Source organism: uncultured Phascolarctobacterium sp. (assembly GCF_958349595.1).
In the GTDB taxonomy this organism is placed as follows: Bacteria; Bacillota; Negativicutes; order Acidaminococcales; family Acidaminococcaceae; genus Phascolarctobacterium.
The window spans coordinates 1-20156 of the sequence record NZ_CATWDQ010000021.1; the positions used below are offsets into that span (position 1 = coordinate 1).

The 20156-nt window shown below is 45.3% G+C and carries 36 protein-coding genes; all 36 read left to right on the forward strand.

All coding sequences use genetic code 11. The features are described 5' to 3' along the window. Window positions 1-219: 219 nt before the first annotated feature. The 36 genes from rpsJ (at window position 220) to truA (ending at window position 20061) form a co-directional block, all read left to right on the forward strand. Window positions 220-531 (forward strand): 30S ribosomal protein S10, encoded by a 312-nt coding sequence (gene rpsJ, locus Q4G98_RS11145; RefSeq protein ID WP_021718969.1) that lies wholly within the window; start codon window positions 220-222, stop codon window positions 529-531. A gap of 15 nt (window positions 532-546) precedes the next feature. Next, entirely contained in the window at window positions 547-1188 is a 642-nt protein-coding gene (rplC, locus tag Q4G98_RS11150) for a 50S ribosomal protein L3 (protein WP_293546485.1), read from the forward strand. Between the two features lie 32 nt (window positions 1189-1220). Beyond that, complete coding sequence (gene rplD / locus Q4G98_RS11155; protein ID WP_177559493.1) at window positions 1221-1850, forward strand: 50S ribosomal protein L4; 630 nt, start codon at window positions 1221-1223, stop codon at window positions 1848-1850. Then, on the forward strand, window positions 1850-2140 hold the full coding sequence (gene rplW / locus Q4G98_RS11160; protein ID WP_177559496.1) for a 50S ribosomal protein L23: 291 nt from the start codon (window positions 1850-1852) through the stop codon (window positions 2138-2140). The genes rplD and rplW overlap by 1 nt, the downstream gene beginning before the upstream one ends. Before the next feature lie 26 nt (window positions 2141-2166). Continuing rightward, window positions 2167-2997, forward strand: coding sequence for a 50S ribosomal protein L2 (rplB, locus tag Q4G98_RS11165; RefSeq protein ID WP_177559499.1), 831 nt, complete (start codon window positions 2167-2169; stop codon window positions 2995-2997). A gap of 30 nt (window positions 2998-3027) precedes the next feature. Beyond that, window positions 3028-3303 (forward strand): 30S ribosomal protein S19, encoded by a 276-nt coding sequence (gene rpsS / locus Q4G98_RS11170; protein ID WP_021718964.1) that lies wholly within the window; start codon window positions 3028-3030, stop codon window positions 3301-3303. Between the two features lie 21 nt (window positions 3304-3324). Then, on the forward strand, window positions 3325-3657 hold the full coding sequence (gene rplV, locus Q4G98_RS11175) for a 50S ribosomal protein L22 (RefSeq protein ID WP_177559502.1): 333 nt from the start codon (window positions 3325-3327) through the stop codon (window positions 3655-3657). A 27-nt stretch (window positions 3658-3684) separates the two neighbouring features. Beyond that, window positions 3685-4353: a 30S ribosomal protein S3 gene (rpsC, locus tag Q4G98_RS11180; RefSeq protein ID WP_021718962.1), complete on the forward strand. Its 669-nt coding sequence runs from the start codon at window positions 3685-3687 to the stop codon at window positions 4351-4353. A gap of 4 nt (window positions 4354-4357) precedes the next feature. Beyond that, on the forward strand, window positions 4358-4810 hold the full coding sequence (gene rplP / locus Q4G98_RS11185; protein WP_021718961.1) for a 50S ribosomal protein L16: 453 nt from the start codon (window positions 4358-4360) through the stop codon (window positions 4808-4810). Then, window positions 4810-5004, forward strand: a complete 195-nt coding sequence (gene rpmC, locus Q4G98_RS11190) for a 50S ribosomal protein L29 (protein WP_021718960.1) — start codon at window positions 4810-4812, stop codon at window positions 5002-5004. The genes rplP and rpmC overlap by 1 nt, the downstream gene beginning before the upstream one ends. A 34-nt stretch (window positions 5005-5038) precedes the next feature. Then, entirely contained in the window at window positions 5039-5299 is a 261-nt protein-coding gene (gene rpsQ / locus Q4G98_RS11195; protein ID WP_021718959.1) for a 30S ribosomal protein S17, read from the forward strand. A 40-nt stretch (window positions 5300-5339) separates the two neighbouring features. Further along, entirely contained in the window at window positions 5340-5708 is a 369-nt protein-coding gene (rplN, locus tag Q4G98_RS11200) for a 50S ribosomal protein L14 (RefSeq protein WP_021718958.1), read from the forward strand. A gap of 36 nt (window positions 5709-5744) precedes the next feature. After that, complete coding sequence (rplX, locus tag Q4G98_RS11205) at window positions 5745-6074, forward strand: 50S ribosomal protein L24 (protein WP_021718957.1); 330 nt, start codon at window positions 5745-5747, stop codon at window positions 6072-6074. A gap of 26 nt (window positions 6075-6100) precedes the next feature. Next, window positions 6101-6646: a 50S ribosomal protein L5 gene (gene rplE / locus Q4G98_RS11210; protein WP_177559505.1), complete on the forward strand. Its 546-nt coding sequence runs from the start codon at window positions 6101-6103 to the stop codon at window positions 6644-6646. A gap of 16 nt (window positions 6647-6662) precedes the next feature. After that, on the forward strand, window positions 6663-6848 hold the full coding sequence (locus Q4G98_RS11215) for a type Z 30S ribosomal protein S14 (protein WP_044492131.1): 186 nt from the start codon (window positions 6663-6665) through the stop codon (window positions 6846-6848). Between the two features lie 31 nt (window positions 6849-6879). Then, a complete protein-coding gene (rpsH, locus tag Q4G98_RS11220; protein WP_177559508.1) occupies window positions 6880-7278 on the forward strand; it encodes a 30S ribosomal protein S8 in 399 nt (132 codons plus the stop codon). 27 nt (window positions 7279-7305) lie between these two features. Beyond that, entirely contained in the window at window positions 7306-7854 is a 549-nt protein-coding gene (gene rplF, locus Q4G98_RS11225) for a 50S ribosomal protein L6 (RefSeq protein WP_021718954.1), read from the forward strand. Window positions 7855-7879: 25 nt separating this feature from the next. Further along, entirely contained in the window at window positions 7880-8242 is a 363-nt protein-coding gene (gene rplR, locus Q4G98_RS11230) for a 50S ribosomal protein L18 (protein WP_177559510.1), read from the forward strand. 17 nt (window positions 8243-8259) lie between these two features. Next, entirely contained in the window at window positions 8260-8760 is a 501-nt protein-coding gene (rpsE, locus tag Q4G98_RS11235; protein ID WP_177559513.1) for a 30S ribosomal protein S5, read from the forward strand. Window positions 8761-8772: 12 nt separating this feature from the next. Beyond that, a complete protein-coding gene (rpmD, locus tag Q4G98_RS11240; RefSeq protein ID WP_021718951.1) occupies window positions 8773-8958 on the forward strand; it encodes a 50S ribosomal protein L30 in 186 nt (61 codons plus the stop codon). Window positions 8959-8978: 20 nt separating this feature from the next. After that, entirely contained in the window at window positions 8979-9419 is a 441-nt protein-coding gene (gene rplO, locus Q4G98_RS11245; protein WP_021718950.1) for a 50S ribosomal protein L15, read from the forward strand. Further along, complete coding sequence (gene secY, locus Q4G98_RS11250) at window positions 9420-10676, forward strand: preprotein translocase subunit SecY (RefSeq protein ID WP_113077251.1); 1257 nt, start codon at window positions 9420-9422, stop codon at window positions 10674-10676. Between the two features lie 13 nt (window positions 10677-10689). Continuing rightward, window positions 10690-11340, forward strand: a complete 651-nt coding sequence (locus tag Q4G98_RS11255; RefSeq protein ID WP_177559516.1) for an adenylate kinase — start codon at window positions 10690-10692, stop codon at window positions 11338-11340. A 14-nt stretch (window positions 11341-11354) separates the two neighbouring features. After that, window positions 11355-11573, forward strand: a complete 219-nt coding sequence (infA, locus tag Q4G98_RS11260) for a translation initiation factor IF-1 (RefSeq protein WP_021718947.1) — start codon at window positions 11355-11357, stop codon at window positions 11571-11573. A 29-nt stretch (window positions 11574-11602) separates the two neighbouring features. Continuing rightward, window positions 11603-11716 (forward strand): 50S ribosomal protein L36, encoded by a 114-nt coding sequence (gene rpmJ, locus Q4G98_RS11265; RefSeq protein WP_004092858.1) that lies wholly within the window; start codon window positions 11603-11605, stop codon window positions 11714-11716. A gap of 18 nt (window positions 11717-11734) precedes the next feature. Then, entirely contained in the window at window positions 11735-12103 is a 369-nt protein-coding gene (rpsM, locus tag Q4G98_RS11270; protein WP_021718946.1) for a 30S ribosomal protein S13, read from the forward strand. A 22-nt stretch (window positions 12104-12125) separates the two neighbouring features. Next, a complete protein-coding gene (rpsK, locus tag Q4G98_RS11275) occupies window positions 12126-12518 on the forward strand; it encodes a 30S ribosomal protein S11 (RefSeq protein ID WP_298564258.1) in 393 nt (130 codons plus the stop codon). A 23-nt stretch (window positions 12519-12541) separates the two neighbouring features. Next, on the forward strand, window positions 12542-13168 hold the full coding sequence (rpsD, locus tag Q4G98_RS11280; RefSeq protein ID WP_177559522.1) for a 30S ribosomal protein S4: 627 nt from the start codon (window positions 12542-12544) through the stop codon (window positions 13166-13168). 68 nt (window positions 13169-13236) lie between these two features. Continuing rightward, window positions 13237-14205: a DNA-directed RNA polymerase subunit alpha gene (locus tag Q4G98_RS11285; protein WP_177559525.1), complete on the forward strand. Its 969-nt coding sequence runs from the start codon at window positions 13237-13239 to the stop codon at window positions 14203-14205. Between the two features lie 18 nt (window positions 14206-14223). Continuing rightward, window positions 14224-14562, forward strand: coding sequence for a 50S ribosomal protein L17 (rplQ, locus tag Q4G98_RS11290; protein ID WP_021718942.1), 339 nt, complete (start codon window positions 14224-14226; stop codon window positions 14560-14562). A 164-nt stretch (window positions 14563-14726) separates the two neighbouring features. Continuing rightward, entirely contained in the window at window positions 14727-16106 is a 1380-nt protein-coding gene (locus Q4G98_RS11295; RefSeq protein WP_298564257.1) for an MATE family efflux transporter, read from the forward strand. A 30-nt stretch (window positions 16107-16136) separates the two neighbouring features. Next, window positions 16137-16565 carry a VOC family protein gene (locus Q4G98_RS11300; protein ID WP_298564256.1) on the forward strand — a complete coding sequence of 143 codons (429 nt, stop codon included), beginning with the start codon at window positions 16137-16139 and terminating at the stop codon, window positions 16563-16565. A 231-nt stretch (window positions 16566-16796) separates the two neighbouring features. Next, the gene (locus tag Q4G98_RS11305; RefSeq protein ID WP_298564254.1) at window positions 16797-17630 is read left to right on the forward strand and encodes an energy-coupling factor transporter ATPase; all 834 of its coding nucleotides are present in this window, start codon (window positions 16797-16799) and stop codon (window positions 17628-17630) included. Continuing rightward, window positions 17621-18478, forward strand: coding sequence for an energy-coupling factor transporter ATPase (locus Q4G98_RS11310; protein ID WP_298564252.1), 858 nt, complete (start codon window positions 17621-17623; stop codon window positions 18476-18478). Before Q4G98_RS11305 ends, Q4G98_RS11310 begins: the two co-directional genes overlap by 10 nt. After that, window positions 18479-19297 carry an energy-coupling factor transporter transmembrane protein EcfT gene (locus Q4G98_RS11315; protein ID WP_298564250.1) on the forward strand — a complete coding sequence of 273 codons (819 nt, stop codon included), beginning with the start codon at window positions 18479-18481 and terminating at the stop codon, window positions 19295-19297. Beyond that, complete coding sequence (gene truA / locus Q4G98_RS11320) at window positions 19285-20061, forward strand: tRNA pseudouridine(38-40) synthase TruA (RefSeq protein ID WP_298564248.1); 777 nt, start codon at window positions 19285-19287, stop codon at window positions 20059-20061. Before Q4G98_RS11315 ends, truA begins: the two co-directional genes overlap by 13 nt. Window positions 20062-20156: the final 95 nt, after the last annotated feature.

Sequence of the window (20156 nt, forward strand, 5' to 3'; positions counted from 1 at the left end):
CGCGAAGGCGGCCGTACTGTTGGCGCTGGCGTTGTTGCTGCTATCAACGAATAATCTTTAATTAGATCCCGAATGAGGGGCTAATAAAAGCCCCTCATTTACTTATGTTTATTTGCATGGCCCTGCGATGATGTGAGAGGTTGCTTGCCTGCTAGACAGGGAGATTTTCACGGAGTATGTCCGTTCTTAGAAACGTGGCGATTAGGAGGAAAAATTTTAATGTCAAAATCACAGAAAATCAGAATACGCTTAAAAGCGTATGATCACAAAGCGCTTGATCAAAGTGCTGCAAAAATTGTAGAAACTGCGAAACGTACCGGTGCTCAAGTTTCCGGTCCTATTCCGCTTCCTACTGAAAAAAATATCTATACGATTCTGCGTTCTCCTCATGTAAACAAGGATTCTCGTGAACAATTCGAGATGCGTACCCACAAAAGACTTGTAGACATTCTGGAACCGACTGCGAAGACTGTTGATGCTTTGATGCGTCTTGACCTTCCTGCCGGCGTAGATATCGAGATTAAACTGTAAGGAGGAGGTGCAATAATGGCTAAAGGAATCTTAGGCAAGAAAATTGGTATGACCCAAATTTTTGAAGCTGACGGCAGACTGATCCCTGTTACTGTTGTAGAAGCAGGACCTTGCGTTGTCGTTCAAAATAAAACCGAAGAAACAGACGGTTATAATGCTGTTCAACTTGGTTTTGGCGAAGTTAAAGAAAAACATATGACCAAACCGATGAAAGGCCATTTTGACAAAGCCGGCGTAACTCCGGTTAAATTTGTCAAAGAATTGCGGTTGTCTGCTCCTTCTGAATATACAGTCGGCCAACAAATCACTGCTGACATTTTTGCTGCCGGGGAACTGATTGATGCAACCGGTATTTCCCGCGGTAAAGGCTTTGCAGGCACTATTAAGCGCCACAATTTCGCTCGTGGTCCTATGAAGCACGGTTCCAAATCCCATCGTGAGCCCGGTTCCATGGGTCCTATGCATTCCGGTCCTGGCGGTAGAGTAATCAAAGGCAAAAAATTGCCTGGCCGTATGGGTAATGCACAAGTAACTGTTCAACGTTTGACTGTTGCTAAAGTTGATGTTGAACGTAATCTTATTTTGGTTAAAGGCTCCATTCCTGGTGCCGCTGGTTCTTTTGTTGTAATTAAAGAAACAGTAAAACCTAATAAATAAGAGCGTAAGCGAAAGAAAGGAGGATGCTTCTAATGCCGAAGTTATCAGTATATAACATCGCCGGTCAAGCTACCGGTGAAGAAATAGAATTGAATGATCTCGTGTTTGGCGTTGAATTTAATGAAGCTGTTGTACATCAAGCAATTGTTATGCAACAGGCTGCTGAACGTCAAGGCACTTCTGCTACCAAAACCCGCGGTATGGTTCGCGGCGGCGGTCGCAAACCGTGGAGACAAAAAGGCACCGGCCGCGCTCGCAGCGGTTCTACCCGTTCTCCGATTTGGGTAGGTGGCGGTACCACTTTTGGTCCCCAACCTCGCAGTTATGCGAAAAAAATGCCCCGCAAGGCTCGTCGTTTAGCAATCCGTTGCGCATTGTCCGCAAAAGTTGCTGCCGGTGAACTGGTTATTGTTGAGGGCTTGAGCTTTGATGCTCCTAAAACTAAAAATGTTGTGACGATGCTGTCTGCTTTTGACGCTGCTGATAAAAAAGCTTTGCTCATTACTGACGGTGCCAATGAGAACGTTGAGCTGTCTTCCCGCAACATCCCGAAAGTCACTGCACTTTCCAACGGTTGCCTGAACTGCTTCGATCTGCTTCACAACAATAAAGTGTTCTTGGCAAAAGACGCTGTAGCTAAAATTGAGGAGGTGCTCGCATAATGGCTGCTAACCCTCGCGATATTTTACTCCGTCCGATCATTACTGAAAAAACTTCCGTAATGCTTCAAGACAACAAATATACTTTCCAAGTTCCTTTGACTGCTAACAAAGTGGAAATCCGTCAGGCAGTTGAACAAATTTTCAAAGTTAAAGTGTTAAGCGTAAATACTGTCCGCGTATTTGGCAAAACCAAACGCATGGGCAAATACGTTGGCAAACGTTCCGATTATAAGAAAGCAATCGTGAAGCTTGCTGAAGGCAATACGATTCCCATTTTCGAAGGAATGTAATTTGACGTAATAAGGAGGCAAATTAAATGGCTATTAAAAGCTTTAATCCGTATTCTCCTTCGAGACGCTTCATTACAGTGTCAACCTTCGAAGAGATTACAACTGATAAGCCTTACCGTCCGCTGGTTGAAAAGCTGCAAAAACACGCAGGCCGTAACAATACCGGTAAAATGACTGTTCGTCATCAGGGCGGCGGTAATAAAAGACAATATCGTATCATCGATTTCAAACGCAATAAAGACGGTGTTCCGGCTCGCGTTGCTACCGTTGAATATGATCCTAACCGTAATGCACGTATCGCTTTAGTAAATTATGCTGACGGCGAAAAACGTTATATCCTCGCTCCTTTAGACCTTAAAGTTGGCGATGTTATCGAAAGCGGTCCTGAAGCTGATATTAAAATCGGCAACTGCCTGCCTTTGAAAAACATGCCGCTTGGTACTACGGTCCACAATGTTGAGCTCAAAATCGGTAAAGGCGGCCAAATGGTTCGCAGTGCTGGTACTTCCGCTCAGCTGATGGCTAAAGAAGGCGATTATGCTCTGCTCCGTCTCCCTTCCGGTGAGATCCGCAAAGTACATATCAACTGCCGCGCAACTATCGGTCAGGTTGGTAATATCGACGCTGAAAACATCTGCATTGGTAAAGCAGGCCGTTCCCGTTGGCTCGGTATTCGTCCGGCTAACCGCGGTGTTGTAATGAATCCGAACGACCATCCGCATGGTGGTGGTGAAGGTCATTCTCCTGTTGGTCGTAAACGTCCTGTTACTCCTTGGGGTAAATGTGCATTTGGTACTCGTACTCGCAAAGAGAAAAAAGCTTCTAGCAAATTAATCGTAAAACGTAGAACGAAATAATTACAAGGATAGAGAAAGGAGGCTAACCTAGTGTCCAGATCAATCAAAAAAGGACCGTATGTCCATGCAAGTCTTCAAAAGAAGATTGAAGCGCTCAACGCTTCTAACGATAAAAAAGTCGTAAAAACATGGTCTCGCAGCTCCACTATTCTTCCGGATTTCTTGGGCCATACTATTGCTGTTCATGATGGACGTAAACATGTGCCTGTATTTATCACTGAAGATATGGTAGGCCACAAACTAGGAGAATTTGCTCCTACACGTACTTACAAAGGCCATGCCGATAAGAGTACATCTTTAAAATAAGGGGAAAGGGGGCACAATAACATGGAAGCAAAAGCTATTGCAAGATATGTTCGCATCGCGCCGCGCAAACTGCGTATCGTGATTGATCTTATCCGCGGCAAATCTGTGGGTGAAGCATTCGCGATCCTCAAACATACCCCTAAGGTTGGTTCTGAGGTTATTGAAAAAGTATTGCGCAGTGCAGTTGCAAATGCTGAACATAACAATGATATGAATGTGGATAATCTGATCGTATCTTCCTGCTTTGTAGATCAAGGTCCGACCATGAAAAGAATCCATCCGCGTTCCCGTGGACAGGCGTTCAAAATCTTGAAACGTTCTAGCCACGTAACCGTTGCTGTTAAAGAAAAATAATATCCCGGAAAAAGGAGGGAAAAGATAGTGGGTCAAAAAGTTAATCCGCATGGTCTCCGCGTAGGTATTATCAAAGATTGGGATTCCAAATGGTATGCTGACAAAGACTATGAGAAATTCTTATTAGAAGATATTAAAATTCGTGAATTCATTAAAGAAAAACTGTTCTTGTCCGGCATCTCTAAAGTAGAAATCGAACGCGCTTCGAATAGAGCCCGCATCTCTATCCATACTGCTAAACCTGGTATGGTAATCGGTCGTCAGGGCAGCAATATTGAATTGCTGAAAAACGACTTGAAAAAAATGACCGACAGCGTAATTGATATCAATATCGTTGAGGTAAAAACCCCGGATATGGACGCAACTTTGGTTGCAGAGAACATTGCATCTCAGCTGGAACGCCGTATCGCTTTCCGCCGTGCAATGAAACAGTGTGTTGGCCGTACCATGCGCATGGGCGCTAAAGGTATTAAAGTTCAGGTTGGCGGTCGTCTGGGCGGTGCTGAAATCGCTCGCAGCGAAAGCTATCGTGAAGGCAGCATTCCTCTGCACACTCTGCGTGCTGATATTGATTATGGCACAGCAGAAGCTCATACTACTTATGGCCGCATCGGCGTAAAAGTATGGATCTACAAAGGTGAAGTCCTTCCTGAAAGCAAAGAAGTAGCGCAAGCTGCTCCGGTTAAGGAGGCATAAACTAATGTTATTACCGAAGAGAGTTAAACATCGTAAACAACATAGAGGCCGTATGACTGGTCGTGCAATGCGCGGTAACAAAATCGCTCATGGCGAGTATGGCCTGGTAGCATTGGAACCCGCATGGATCACCAATCGTCAGATCGAAGCAGCTCGTATCGCGATGACACGTTATATCAAACGTGGCGGTCAAGTATGGATTCAAATTTTCCCGGACAAACCGATCACTGCAAAACCTGCTGAAACTCGTATGGGTAGTGGTAAAGGTTCCCCTGAATATTGGGTAGCAGTAGTTAAACCCGGTCGCGTTATGTTCGAAATGAACGGAGTTAGCGAAGAGATCGCTAAAGAAGCTATGCGTCTTGCTAGCCACAAATTACCTATCAAATGTAAATTTGTGACCCGCGCACAGCAAGAAGCCGAAGCTGCCGCACAAGAAAAGGGTGGTGAAGCTTAATGAAAACAACAGAAATTCGTGAAATGTCTGCTTCCGAGTTGGACAGCAAATTGGCTGGTTTGAAAGAAGAACTTTTCAACCTGCGTTTTCAAATGGCAACCGGACAATGTGAGAATCCGATGAAAATTCGCGAAGTCAAAAAGTCTATTGCCCGTATCAAGACCATTCAGCGTCAACGCGAGTTAAATGCCTGAGTGTGTTTGAAGTATGAAGAAGGAGGAAACAGTCGTGACCGAAGAAAGAAACGCACGTGTTACCCGTATCGGTAAAGTTGTCAGCGACAAAATGCAGAAAACTGTTGTAGTTGCTATTGAGCGTTTTGTTCAACATCCGCTTTACAAAAAAGGTGTAAAACATACTATCAAATTCAAAGCTCATGATGAAAATAACGAAGCGCATATTGGCGACGTAGTTCAAATTATGCAAACTCGTCCGCTTTCCAAAGATAAATGCTGGCGTGTTATTGAAATTTTAGAGCGTGCAAAATAAGATATTGTCGATCAGATAAATTGGCAAGGGAGGGAAAACCATGATACAACAACAAACCATTCTTAATGTTGGTGACAATACTGGCGCTAAGAAAGTTATGTGCATTCGCGTATTGGGCGGTTCTTACCGTAAATATGCTAACATTGGTGACGTGATCGTATGCGCTGTTAAAGATGCATCACCCGGTGGCGTTGTAAAAAAAGGTGACGTAGTAAAAGCAGTTGTTGTTCGTTCTGCAAAGGGCGTTCGTCGTCCTGACGGTTCTTATATCCGCTTCGACGAAAACGCAGCAGTTGTAATTAAAGACGATAAGAGCCCGCGCGGCACCCGTATTTTCGGGCCTGTTGCTCGTGAACTTCGCGATAAAGATTTCATGAAAATCATTTCTCTGGCACCGGAAGTGCTGTAAGAAATCTGATAATGCACATAAGGAGGTGTTCCTGAAATGACTGCAGCAATCAAAATGCATGTAAAAAAAGGCGATACCGTTTTGGTTTTGTCCGGCAAAGATAAAGGCAAAGAAGGCAAGATCATTGAAGCTCTGCCTAAAAAGGCTAAAGTAGTCGTTGAAGGCGTAAATAAAGTAAAACGCCATACAAAACCGTCTCAGGCTAATCCCCAAGGCGGCATCATTACCAAAGAAGCTGCTATTGCTTCTTCCAAAGTAATGTTAGTATGCCCGGCTTGTAAAAAAGCTACTCGTATTAAAAAGACCGCAGTTTCCGGCAGCTTCGTAAGAACTTGCAAAAAATGCGGCGAAGTAATCGATAAATAAGATTCCGGGAAAGGAGGAAATTTTGAATGGCAAAAACAAGATTGCAAGAAAAGTATTTGTCCGAAGCTGTTAAAGGCATGATGGATAAATTCAACTATAAAAACATTATGGAAATCCCTAAAATCGAAAAAGTTGTCATCAATATGGGTATCGGTGAAGCTGTAGCTAACAGCAAAGCATTAGATTCTGCTGTTGCAGATCTGACTTTGATCGCTGGTCAAAGACCGGTCATTACTAAAGCTAAAAAATCCATTGCAGCTTTTAAATTGCGTCAAGGGATGCCGATCGGTACCAAAGTTACCCTGCGCGGTGACCGCATGTATTACTTCCTTGATAAGTTGATGAACATTGCTCTTCCGCGCGTACGCGATTTTCGCGGCGTAAACCCCACTGCTTTTGACGGTCGTGGCAACTACGCATTGGGCATGAAAGAACAATTGATTTTCCCGGAAATTGAATATGATAAGATCGATAAAGTCCGTGGAATGGATATCATCATTGTTACTACCGCTAAGACTGACGAGGAAGCCAGAGAATTACTCAGACTCCTCGGAATGCCGTTCAGCGCATAAGTGAGGAGGGAATACCTTGGCTAAAAAAGCCCTGATTGAAAAATGGAAAAATGAGCCGAAATTTGAAGTTCGCCGTTATAATCGCTGCAAGGTTTGCGGCAGACCACATGGCTATATGCGTAAATTCGGTCTCTGCCGTATCTGCTTCCGTGAATACAGCTACCAAGGCGCTATTCCGGGAGTAACCAAAGCTAGCTGGTAAAACAGCAAATTAGGAAGGAGGGTATTTAAGTATGGTAATGACTGACCCGATTGCCGATATGCTTACCCGTATTCGTAACGCAAACTCGGTTCATCACGATAAAGTTGAAATCCCCGGCTCCAAAATCAAAGTAGCTATTGCTGAGATTTTGAAAGCTGAAGGTTTCATTAAAGATTTTGAAGTACTTGCCGATAGCAAACAAAATGTTATCCGCGTCAGCCTGAAATACGGTGCTAATAAGGAAAAAGTTATTTCCGGCATCAAACGTATTTCTAAGCCCGGCTTGAGAGTATACTCTCAAAAAGATCAGCTGCCCAGAGTCCTTGGCGGCCTCGGTATCGCAGTGATTTCCACTTCTCAAGGTCTGATGACCGATAAAGCTGCCCGTAAGGCTGGTCTTGGTGGAGAAGTGCTGGCATACGTCTGGTAATACTTGAAAGATAGGAGGTGCTCATAAGTGTCTAGAATTGGTAAACAACCAATTACTGTACCCGCTAACGTTACAGTTACTATTGAAAATAATCTGGTTACCGTAAAAGGTCCTAAAGGCGAATTATCTCGCCAAATCAATAAAGATATGAAATTGACTCTGGAAAACGGCGTACTGACTGTTGAACGTCCGAGTGATGAAAAAACTCATCGTTCTATGCACGGTCTCTCCCGTACCCTGATCAACAACATGGTTGTCGGTGTAACCACCGGTTTCAGCAAATCTTTGGAAATTGCCGGTGTCGGTTATCGTGCCGCTAAACAAGGCAATAACATCAATTTTACTCTCGGGTTCTCGCATCCGGTAGTAAAAGAGCCGCCTGCAGGTATTACTTTTGAAGTTCCTGCTCCTAACAAAATCGTTGTCAGCGGCGCAGACAAAGAAAAAGTCGGCGCAGTTGCAGCTGAAATCCGCACTCTGCGTCCCCCTGAACCCTATAAAGGCAAAGGTATTCGTTATGAAGGCGAATATGTACGCCGTAAGATGGGTAAAGCTGGCGCTAAAGGCAAGAAGTAATTTCTAAAAGAAGGGAGTGAAACTCTTGCTTAACAGAGTTGATAAAAATGAGAAACGTCAAAAACGTCATCTCCGTTCTCGTCAATATATTATCGGTACGGCAGAAAAACCTCGTTTGAATGTATATCGTTCCTTGTCCAATATTTATGCACAAGTGATTAACGATGTGACAGGCGAAACGATTGTTGCTGCCAGCACTGTTGAGAAAGACTTGAAGGCTAACTACGGCGGCAACATTGAAGCTGCTAAAGCAGTTGGCAAAGCTATTGCTGAAAAAGCTATGGCTAAAGGCATTAAGGAAGTTGTATTTGATCGTGGCGGTTACCTGTACACCGGTCGCGTAGCTGCTTTGGCAGACGCGGCTCGTGAAGCTGGACTGCAATTCTAATAGAAGGAGGAATAAAAGTGGCGAATTTCGAAAAACAAGAAAGCGACTTAAAAGAGAAAGTCGTATTCATCAACCGCGTTGCAAAGGTTGTTAAAGGCGGACGTCGTTTCTCCTTCTCCGCACTCGTTGTAGTTGGTGACGAAAACGGTCATGTAGGTATGGGCCTTGGTAAAGCTGCCGAAGTTCCGGAAGCTATCCGTAAAGGCGTTGAAGATGCCAGAAAGAACATGATTACTGTTCCTATGGTTGGTACTTCCATTCCTCATGAAATCATTGGTGTGTTCGGCGCAGGCCGCGTGTTCTTGAAACCGGCAGCAGAAGGTACCGGCGTTATCGCTGGCGGCCCTGTTCGTGCCGTACTTGAATTGGCAGGCGTACGTGATATCTTGACCAAATGTCAAGGTTCTAATAACCCTAACAATGTTGTTCGTGCAACTTTGGAAGGTTTGAAATCCCTGAAAAGTGCTGAAGCTGTTGCAGCTCTGCGCGGAAAAACCGTACAAGAATTACTTGGCTAAGGAGGTAGCATGATGGAACAAGTTAAAATCACGCTGACCCGTAGCTTGATCGGTTACCCGCAGGATCAACGCGCAACCGTAAAGGCTCTGGGCTTAGGAAAAATCAATTCTACTGTTGTTAAAAACGACACCCCGACTATTCGCGGTATGATTCACAAAGTTGAACATCTTGTGAAAGTTGAAAAAGTTGAAGCTTAAAACAAGGAGGTGTGCTACAGATGAATTTGCATGAATTATCTCCCGCTCCGGGATCTAAAAGAGCCTCCGTTCGCGTTGGCCGTGGTCTCGGTTCCGGACTTGGTAAAACATCTGGCAAAGGTCAAAAAGGACAGAAATCCCGCTCCGGCGGTGTAAAGCGTCCTGGTTTTGAAGGTGGTCAAAAGCCTTTGTATCTGCGTTTGCCTAAACGTGGATTCTATAATAGATTTGGCATGAATTATGTCGAAATCAATGTTGGTAGTCTCAATTGCTTTGAAGACGGTACAGTAGTTGAACCCGTAATGCTGATCGAACACGGCATGATCAAAAACATTCGTGATGGTGTTCGTATCCTCGGCAACGGTGAGCTTACTAAAAAACTCACAGTTCAAGCTATGGGCTTCAGCAAATCTGCTGAAGAAAAGATTATTGCTGCCGGCGGAAAAGTAGAGGTGATCTAAGTGTTCGCAGCCCTCGCTAATATTTTCAGAATTACGGAACTCAGGCAAAAAGTTGTATTTACTCTCGCCATGTTCATCGTTTTTCGGGCTGGAACACATATCCCTGTTCCTGGCGTTAACGTAGCCATGATCGAGCAGCTCTTCCAAAGCGGTAATTTGTTTGGCCTGCTTGATATGTTCTCCGGCGGCGCCTTGAGCAAATTCTCAATTTTTGCTATGAGTATTACTCCATATATCAATGCGTCCATTATCCTTCAATTATTAAAGGTCGTTGTTCCTACTTTGGAGCAATGGTCTAAAGAAGGTGTGGAAGGCCAGAAAAAGGTTACTCAGCTGACCCGCGGCGGTACAGTTCTGCTTGGTTTTATCCAGGCTTTAGGTATGGCTTACGGTCTGAGATCGGCAATCAATAACCCCGGGATCATGTCGATTCTGTTGATTGCGATCAGTTTAACTGCTGGTACGGTATTTTTGATGTGGATCGGTGAACAGATCACTTCTAAAGGTATCGGCAACGGTATCTCACTGATCATCTTCGCTGGTATCGTTTCCAGACTTCCTGATGGAATGCATGTTATTTTCCAATATCTGCAAGCCGGCACGGTTAACATTCTGAACGTGATTTTGTTCGCGGTGATTGCTTTGGCGATGATTGTCTTTGTTGTAGCGATCTCTCAAGGTATTCGCAAAATCCCGGTTCAATATGCAAAACGTGTTGTTGGCCGTAAAATGTATGGTGGTCACACCAGCTACATTCCTTTAAAGGTCAACCAGGCAGGCGTAATTCCGATCATCTTTGCATCCTCCGTGCTGATGTTTCCGGTTACGATTGGCCAGTTTGTAGACATTCCCTGGGTAAAAACTGTTGCAGGCTGGTTTGCATGGGGTACTCCTCTTCAAACTACTTTGTATGTATTGATGATCTTATTCTTCACTTACTTCTATACCGCTGTAAGCGTGAATATAGCTGAAATGTCGGATAATATCAAAAAATATGGCGGTTTTATTCCCGGACTGCGTCCTGGCAAACCGACAACTGATTACTTGGATAAAATCATGTCCAGAATCACTCTGGCTGGCGCTATCTTTCTTGCATTGATTGCCCTGATGCCGAATGTTGTTGGTTGGATCACTGGTATAGAGGGTATCTATTTCGGTGGTACGGCCCTTTTGATCGTAGTCGGTGTTGCATTGGATACGATGAAACAGGTAGAGTCTTTGGTTTTGATGCGTCATTACCAGGGCTTTATGAAATAGGAGGAAGATTAGAATGTTTATTCTTTTGATGGGACCTCCGGGTGCCGGCAAAGGCACTCAAGCAGAAAAACTCATTGCTGAATACAAAATTCCGCATATCTCCACTGGTGATATGTTCCGTGCCGCTGTTAAGCAGGGTACAGAATTAGGTAAAGAAGCAAAAAGATACATGGACGCCGGCGGCCTCGTGCCCGACGTCGTTACCATCGGTATCGTTCGCGAAGGCTTAGCCAAACCCGAATGTGCCAATGGCTTTATCCTGGATGGATTTCCAAGAACCGAAGAGCAGGCTGTTGCCCTCGACGGCATTTTAACTGATCTGGGCATTAAATTGACCGGTGTGGTTAATATCGTAGTTCCTGACGCTGAGCTTGTAGGCAGGGTTACCGGCAGACGTATCTGCAAGGCCTGCGGCGCTACATATCATGTAGAATACAATCCCAGTAAGGTGGAAGGTATGTGCGATAAATGCGGCGGCGCGTTGTATCAACGTGACGACGATAAAGAAGAAACTGTAAAAAATCGTTTGCAGGCATATCATTCGCAAACGGAACCGTTGATCGAGTACTACAAAAAACAAGGCGTATATCATGAAATCGATGGCCTGCAGGAAATCGGCAAAGTTTACGCTGATGTTAAAGCTAGTCTCGGGGCGCTGAAGTAAGGAGGTAAAACGCTGTGTCCAAACAAGACGTAATTGAAGTTGAAGGCACAATCTTAGAATCCCTACCGAACGCCATGTTCCAAGTTAAATTGGAAAACGGTCATGTGATTCTGGCACACATATCCGGTAAGATACGTATGAACTTCATCAAAATTTTGCCTGGCGATAGGGTTACTGTCGAGCTTACTCCGTACGATTTAAGTCGTGGAAGAATTACTTATCGGTTCAAATAACCAAAGACAGGCAAGAGGAGGTTTAAAATATGAAAGTCAGACCGTCTGTTAAACCAATATGTGAAAAATGCAAAGTCATTAAACGCAAAGGCCATGTAATGGTAATTTGCGAAAACCCGAAACATAAACAAAAACAAGGCTAAGAAGGAGGTGCAGCGTTAATGGCACGTATTGCTGGTGTCGATTTACCTAGAGACAAACGTATTGAATACGCACTGCCGTACATTTATGGCATCGGTCTTACCCTGTCTCGTGAGATCCTGAGCAAAACCGGTATCAATCCTGATACCCGCGTTCGCGATCTGACAGAGGAAGAAGTTGCAAAACTTCGTGAAACTATCGATGGTGATTATAAAGTAGAAGGTGACCTCCGCCGTGAGGAATCCCTCAATATAAAACGCCTGATTGAAATTGGTAGCTATCGCGGCCGCAGACATCGTATGGGCTTGCCCGTTCGTGGTCAAAATACCAAAAACAATGCTCGTACTCGCAAAGGTCCGAAACGTACTATTGCAGGTAAGAAGAAATAATCAGTGAGGGAGGGATAAACGAGTGGCTGGTAAAAAAGTTGTTCGCAACAAAAAGAAAGTAAGTAAAAATATCGAAAGTGGCGTAGCTCATATTCGTTCCACTTTCAATAATACTATCGTTACTATTGCCGATACAAACGGCAATGTACTCAGCTGGGCATCTGCAGGCGGCTTAGGCTTCCGCGGTTCCCGTAAAAGCACTCCGTTTGCTGCTCAAATGGCTGCTGAAGAAGCAACCAAGGCTGCAATGGAACATGGCTTGAAACAAGTTGAAGTATTCGTTAAAGGCCCCGGCGCTGGTCGTGAAGCAGCTATTCGTGCTCTTCAGGCTGCAGGTCTCGAAGTTAACTCCATTAAAGACGTTACTCCGATTCCTCACAACGGCTGCCGCCCGCCGAAACGCAGAAGAGTTTAATTTATTGGAGGTGTACCCGCTAAATGGCAAGATATACTGAGGCTGTATGCCGTCAATGCCGTCGCGAAGGCGCAAAACTGTTCCTCAAAGGTGACAGATGCTACAGCGACAAATGCGCTTTTGCTGTTCGCTCCTATGCTCCTGGTCAGCATGGTCAAGCACGCAAAAAAGTATCTGAGTACGGTATTCAGTTACGTGAAAAACAAAAAGCACGCCGTATTTACGGTATGTTAGAACGTCAATTCCATAATACCTTCGTTAAAGCCGAAAAACAAAAAGGTATTACAGGTGAAAACCTGCTCGTTCTTCTGGAAAGAAGAATGGACAATGTAGTTTACCGTCTTGGCCTGGCTGATAGCCGCAGCCAAGCTCGTCAACTGGTAACTCATGGTCATATCGCTGTTAACGGCAAACGTCTTGATATCGCTTCCGCTTTAGTAAAAGCCGGCGACGTTATCAGCGTTATGGAAAACAGCCGTGGTAAAGAATACTTCAAAGGTATGGCTGAAACCCTGGCTTCTAAAACTACTCCTGCCTGGCTCGTTCTCGATGCACAAGGCTTGAGCGGTAAAGTTGATCGTTTCCCGACCCGTGAGGAAATCGATGTTCCTATCGAAGAACATCTCATTGTTGAGTTGTACTCTAAATAATTAGTTGAACATCTGCCACCCAACATTAGGCGTATTGTGGTAATACGCACGAGAAGGAGGCTTTCCGCATGATCGAAATAGAAAAACCTAAAATGGTCACCGCTGAGATCAGCGATGACGGCCGCTACGGCAAATTTGTATGGGAACCGTTGGAAAGAGGCTATGGTATTACGCTGGGCAACAGCCTGCGCAGAGTATTGCTTTCTTCCCTGCCCGGTGCTGCAGTTACAGCTGTTAAAATTGACGGCGTGCTGCATGAATTCTCTACAATTCCAGGCGTAAGAGAAGATGTTGCGGATATCATCCTCAACATCAAGGCTCTTTGCCTTAAAGTAAGCAGTGATGAACCGAAAACTTTACGTATCGAATGCAGCGGCGAGCAAGAAGTTACCGCAGCAGACATCCTTGTTGATGCCGACGTAGAGATTTTGAATCCTGATCTGCATATTGCTACCTTGGACAAAGATGCGAAACTCGATATGGAGATTTCCATCGACAAGGGGCTGGGCTATGTTCCTGCTGATAAGAACAAACGCCCGGATCAACCGATTGGTATGATTCCTGTGGATTCCATTTATTCTCCGATCACGAGAGTAAAATTTGGCGTTACCGATACTCGTGTTGGTAATGTTACCAATTATGACAAGCTGACTTTAGAAGTTTGGACTGACGGCAGCGTTGAGCCAGATGAAGCAATCAGCATGGCATCCAGTATCATGATTGATTACCTGAAGTTGTTCCAAACCGGTACCGCTGCTTCCAGCAGTATGGTCACCGTAGTTGGCAGTACTGAGACCGCTCCGGTCGAAGAACCTGTCCAAGCAGGTCCTGGTTCCGTTTCCATTGACGATCTTGATTTGTCCGTACGTTCCAACAACTGCTTGAGACGTGCCGGCATCAATACCGTTGATGAACTGGTTCAAAAGACCGAAGAAGACATGATGAAAGTACGTAACTTAGGTCGTAAATCCCTCGATGAGGTTAAGAAGAAATTAGCCGATTTGGGACTGGCTTTACGCAATAGTGACGAAGAATAAGAAGGGGGTCGGAAACGAATGGCATACAGAAAACTGGGCCGTAATTCCAGCAACCGTAAAGCTTTGTTTCGCAGCATTTTGAGCTCCTTCATCAAACACGAGAGAATTGAAACTACTGTGACTAAAGCTAAGGAAGTCAGCAGCCATGTAGCCAAATTGATTACTTTGGCTAAACAAGGCGACTTGCATGCCCGTCGTCAGGTTCTTGCAGTTCTCGTCGATGAAGAAGCTACCAGAAAGCTTTTTGATGAAATCGCTCCGAAATATGCAGAAAGACAAGGCGGCTTTACTCGTATTTACAGAGTAGGTCCTCGTCGCGGTGACGCTGCTGAAATGGCAATTATCGAGCTTGTTTAAAATAAGCATAAAAAACCGGGAACTTTTGTTCCCGGTTTTTTTATTATTGTTAGCGCGTAATTCTTAATGGGACACAGTTAATTCACAAGTGGCATTAGCGGTACCGGATAAAAAAGTTGTATAATATTTATATAAGAATTATATAGATATGTGAGGAATAATTTATGAGAGTTAATGAAGATAATCCATTGGGCAGCGAAAAAATAGTCAGGCTGCTGCATGACTTTGCTTTGCCCAGCATTATAGCGATGTTAGTAGGAGCTTTATATAATATTGTCGATCAGTTTTTTATAGGGCGCAGTGTAGGTATGTATGGTAATGCGGCGACTAATGTCGCATTGCCGCTGACTACTGTTTGTACGGCACTGGGGCTGCTTTTTGGCGTTGGCGGTGCGTCGAATTTCAATTTGAAAATGGGCGCAGGCAAACGCGAGGAAGCGGCCAAATATATTGGTAATTCCATAACCCTGCTTGTAGGCAGTGGGGTGGCACTGGCGGTATTTGTTTTAGTTTTTTTAAAACCGCTGATGATTGCTTTTGGCGCAACGGATATAGTTTTAAAATATGCGCTTATTTTTGCCGGGATCAATTGTCTGGGGTTCCCCTTTTTGATTTTAGGAACAGGAGGCAGCACACTGGTCCGTGCTGACGGCAGTCCAAAATATTCAATGACCTGTATGCTGACCGGCGCTTTTATCAACCTGATCCTGAATCCGTTATTTGTCTTTGTCATGGGCTGGGGCATTGCCGGCTCAGCCTCTGCTACTGTTATCGGACAGGTTATTTCCGGCCTGATGGTAGCAGGCTATCTGCGAAAATTTAAAACATTGCCTCTTGGTAAAAGTGATTTGCTGTTGACATGGCAGCGTTCCAAAATGATATCGGCATTGGGAGCTGCCAGCTGTTTTAATCAATTTGCAATTATGGTCGTGCAGATAACACTGAATAATACACTGACTCATTATGGTGCAGATTCGATATATGGCAGCGAGATACCTTTGGCCTGTTCAGGGATCATTACCAAGGTAAATATGATCTATTTCTCGATCATCATTGGCTTGTCACAGGGCTTGCAGCCGATAGTCAGCTTTAACTATGGTGCCAAAAAATACGGGCGCGTCATCGAAGCTTACCGTTTGACATTGCTGATAGGTACAGTAGTGTCTGTGATTGCTTTTGCCTGTTTTCAGCTTTTCCCGCGGCAGATCATTGGTTTTTTCGGCGAAGGTTCAGAAGCTTATTATCAGTTTGCGGAGGAATATTTCCGCATTTATCTGTTTTTCACCTTTTTAGATTGTATCCAGCCTATTTCTTCTAATTTCTTTACCTCTATTGGCAAAGCGACTAAAGGCATTATCCTTTCTTTGACCAGGCAGATTATTTTTCTGCTGCCGCTGATCGTCATTCTGCCGTTGTTCTGGGGTATCAACGGCGTTATGTACGCAGGTATGACGGCTGATTTTGCGGCTGCTGTTCTGGCCACCTATTTAGGCTGGCGGGAGGTGCGGTTGATGCGCAGCTGGATGCAGGCTGGGAAACAGTAAGAACTTTGTCAGAAAGCGGGAGGTTTTGAGATGAAAAACAATGAGTTGAAGATCAAAATGTATGCATTTACTGTGGATTGCACAGATCCTTACGCCTTAGCTAAATTCTATGCGGAACTGCTTACCTGGGAAATACCTTTTTATGACGAGAACTGGGCCTGTATAGGCGCTCCCGGAACTGCTCAGGGTGCCTATCCGGGAATACTTTTTCAACGTAACCCGGAATATCGCCCGCCCGTATGGCCTGAAGAAGCAGGAGCTCAGCAGCAGATGGCACATTTGGATTTTGCCGTTAATGATTTAGAAGCGGCAGTTCAACATGCAATCGGCTGCGGAGCAGTAATGGCAGCCAAACAGTTTTCTGAAGACTGGCGTGTGATGCTTGACCCCGAGGGACATCCTTTTTGCCTGTGCCAGATGAAGGCTGTTTTTGAAAGTGATAAATTTGCGTTGTTATAGAAGGGCAGGAGTCTGGTAAAGGCTGCTTTCATTTCTCATGATAATACTTTTACAGGTGGCACATTCTGCAGACGATGCAAGGATGAACAATATATGCAGAAGCTGAAAAATAAGATCCGGAAATTTTCCGGGTCTTATTTTTGTAAAGTTAACCGAGTGTGCTGGAGGCGGTTGACGTACCTGGGCTGGAATAATATAATATAAAGGTACTGAATTAAGCGGAGGTTTGCCATGCAAACTATAATTGAAGTAAAAAATTTAACGCATATCTATACAGACAGTGAAAATAAAGAAATAAAAGCCCTGGATGGTATCAATTTAGAAATCAGACAGGGTGAATTTGTTGCCGTGATCGGTGCCAATGGCAGTGGTAAAAGTACTTTGGCACGTCATTTCAACGCTCTGCAGCGCCCCAGTGAAGGTGTATGTCTGGTCGAGGGAATGGACACTACGGTAGAAGAAAATCTTTGGAATATTCGCCAGCATGTAGGGATGGTGTTTCAAAATCCTGATAATCAGATCGTAGCGGCAATTGTTGAGGAAGACGTTGCTTTTGGGCCGGAAAATATCGGTGTGCCGACTGCTGAAATAAGAACCAGAGTCGACGCGGCGCTGGCGGCGGTAGGCATGAGCGATTATGCCCGGCATGCGCCGCATCTGCTTTCCGGCGGGCAGAAACAGCGTGTGGCGATCGCAGGTGTTTTGGCATTGGAACCCAAATGCATTGTTTTGGACGAGCCGACGGCAATGCTCGATCCTCAGGGCCGCAAAGAAATAGTAACTACCGTCAAAAAATTGAACCGGGAAAAAGGTATTACGGTAGTTTATATAACTCATTACATGGAAGAAGCGCTGCAGGCTGACAGGATCATCGTGATGGGTGAAGGCAAGATCCAAATGCAGGGAACGCCGAAAGAGGTGTTCAGCCATGTGCGTGAATTATATACTTTAGGACTGGAAGCTCCCCTGGCGGCGAAAGTTGCCGATGATTTGCGGCAAAGCGGACTGGATTTACAGCAGGGGATTATTACAAATGAGGAGTTGGCTGAAAGCATATGCCGATAACATTAGAAAACGTTGAATTTACATATATGGCTAAAACACCGTATGAACGCAAGGCTTTGCAGGGTGTTTCGCTGACAGTGGACAAAGGTGAGTTCGTTGCTGTGATCGGGCATACCGGCAGTGGAAAATCGACTTTAGTTCAGCACCTGAACGGTCTTTTAAAGCCGTCAGCAGGTAAAGTAACTATTGACGGACTGGATATCAGCGGCAAAGGAGAAGCTGTAAAAAAAGCCAGGCATCAGGTAGGCATGGTTTTTCAATATCCTGAGCATCAGATTTTTGCGGAAACTGTTTTTGAAGATATTGCTTTCGGCCCGCGCAATAAGGGCATGCAGGAGGACGAGGTTGAGCGGCAGGTCCAAGACGCGATGAAATTTGTCGGACTTGACTTTGAAACCTTTGCCAGCCGTTCACCGTTTCAGCTTTCCGGCGGACAGATGCGCCGTGTGGCGATTGCCGGTGTCGTAGCAATGGATCCTGATTATCTGATTTTGGACGAACCGTCTGCCGGCCTTGATCCGCGTTCGCGTGATGCAGTTTTTGCAGAGATCATGGCTTTATATAAAAAACGCCGGATGGCGGTGATTTTAGTTACACACAGCATGGAAGAAGCAGCCCGTTACAGTAACCGGCTGCTGGTAATTTCCGGCGGGAAGGTCATTTTGGACGGAACGCCAGCGGAGATCTATCAGAACCATAAGAAAGAACTTTTGGCGGTAAGTATGGATGTGCCGCAGCTTTTTAAACTCAGTGATGAACTGCGCGCACGCGGTATGGAAATCCAGGCGGATACCATGACTGCGGATGCACTGGAAGCGCAGATCAAAACAGCAAAGGGGTTGGAATAAATGCTGACTGACATTGCGCTTGGACAATATTACCCGGGAAATTCTCTGATTCATAGATTAGACCCAAGAACAAAGATCCTGGTAACATTATTTTTTATCATAGCGATCTTTTTGGCAGCGGGAGCTGTATCCTATGGGATTCTGTGGGGCTTTGTATTCCTGATCATTCTGTTATCGCGTTTACCGCTGCTGCTGGTTTTAAAATCAATAAAGCCGCTGTGGATCATCATTGTTTTGACAATGGCGATCCATATGTTTACAGGGCAGGGTGAAAATATTATTTTTTCCTGGAAGTTTTTTAAGGTGACGCAGGAAGGCTTGGAAATGGGCCTGAAAATGTCGATGCGTCTGATCCTGCTGCTGCTGATCTCGTCGATCCTGACCTTTACCACGTCTCCGATAGTGCTGACTGACGGGATCGAAGCTTTGCTGCGGCCTTTTAAACGTTTGGGCGTACCGGCGCACGAGCTGGCTATGATGATGACGATTGCCTTACGTTTTATTCCTACGCTGCTTGAGGAAACAGACCGGATCATGAAGGCTCAGACTGCACGTGGAGCTGATTTTTCCAGCGGCAACCTGATGCAGCGCGCTAAAAATATGCTGCCGCTTTTGATCCCGCTTTTTATAAGTGCGTTCAGACGGGCCGATGACCTGGCGGTGGCAATGGAGGCACGTTGTTACCGGGGCGGGGAAGGCCGTACCCGCATGCATGAGCTGATGTATTATGGCCGGGACTATGCGGCGCTGACAACGGTGGTTATTTTGATCGGCCTGATGGCGTTTATTCGTTGGGGGAACGCGTTATGCGTACTCTGAAACTGACTTTTGCTTACGACGGTACCAATTATCATGGCTTTCAGAAGCAGGCTAATGCCCTTACAGTGCAGCAGGTGATCGAGGAGAAGCTTTCCTTCCTCTGCGGCGAAAAAATCGTTACAGCCGGTTCTGGGCGCACTGATACAGGTGTGCATGCACGAGGCCAGGTCGTGTCGCTGACAACAAGCGGGACAATTCCTCTGGATAATCTGCTGAAAGCCTGTGCCAGCATCCTGCCGAAGGATATCGTACTTTGGCAGGCTGAGGAAGCAAAGGAGGACTTTCATGCCAGATACAGTGCCTGCTGGAAACGGTACAGCTACAGGATCGTGCAGAACAGATACGATGACCCTTTTCTGCGCAATTATGCTTGGCAGATGCGTGAACGGCTGCAGCTTGAGCAGATGCAGGCCGCGGCACAGCATCTGCTGGGAACGTATGATTTTTCTTTTTTCCGTTCGGCCGGCAGTGTGCCAGGCTCGCCCGTAAAAACTGTTTACCGTGCGGAATGGCTGCCGCAAGGTCAGAGCGGGCTGGAATTCTGCATTGAAGGCGACGGCTTTTTATATCATATGGTGCGCAATATCGTCTGTAGTCTGGTAGAAGTCGGCAGAGGCCTTAAAAGCATCGAAACGTTTAAAAGCGAGTTTGCGGACGGAAAGCGGCATTTTAAGGCTGCGCCGGCACCGCCGCAGGGTCTTTATTTAGATTATGTTGGTTATACGCCGCATACTCGGGCGGATATTGAAAAAATCAGAAAATAATCCTGATTTTACTTGACAAAAAATGTCAAGATGGTTACAATATACATACGTGATTTTACGCCTATCTCCACTAGCCCCGGAGAGAAACGATAAAA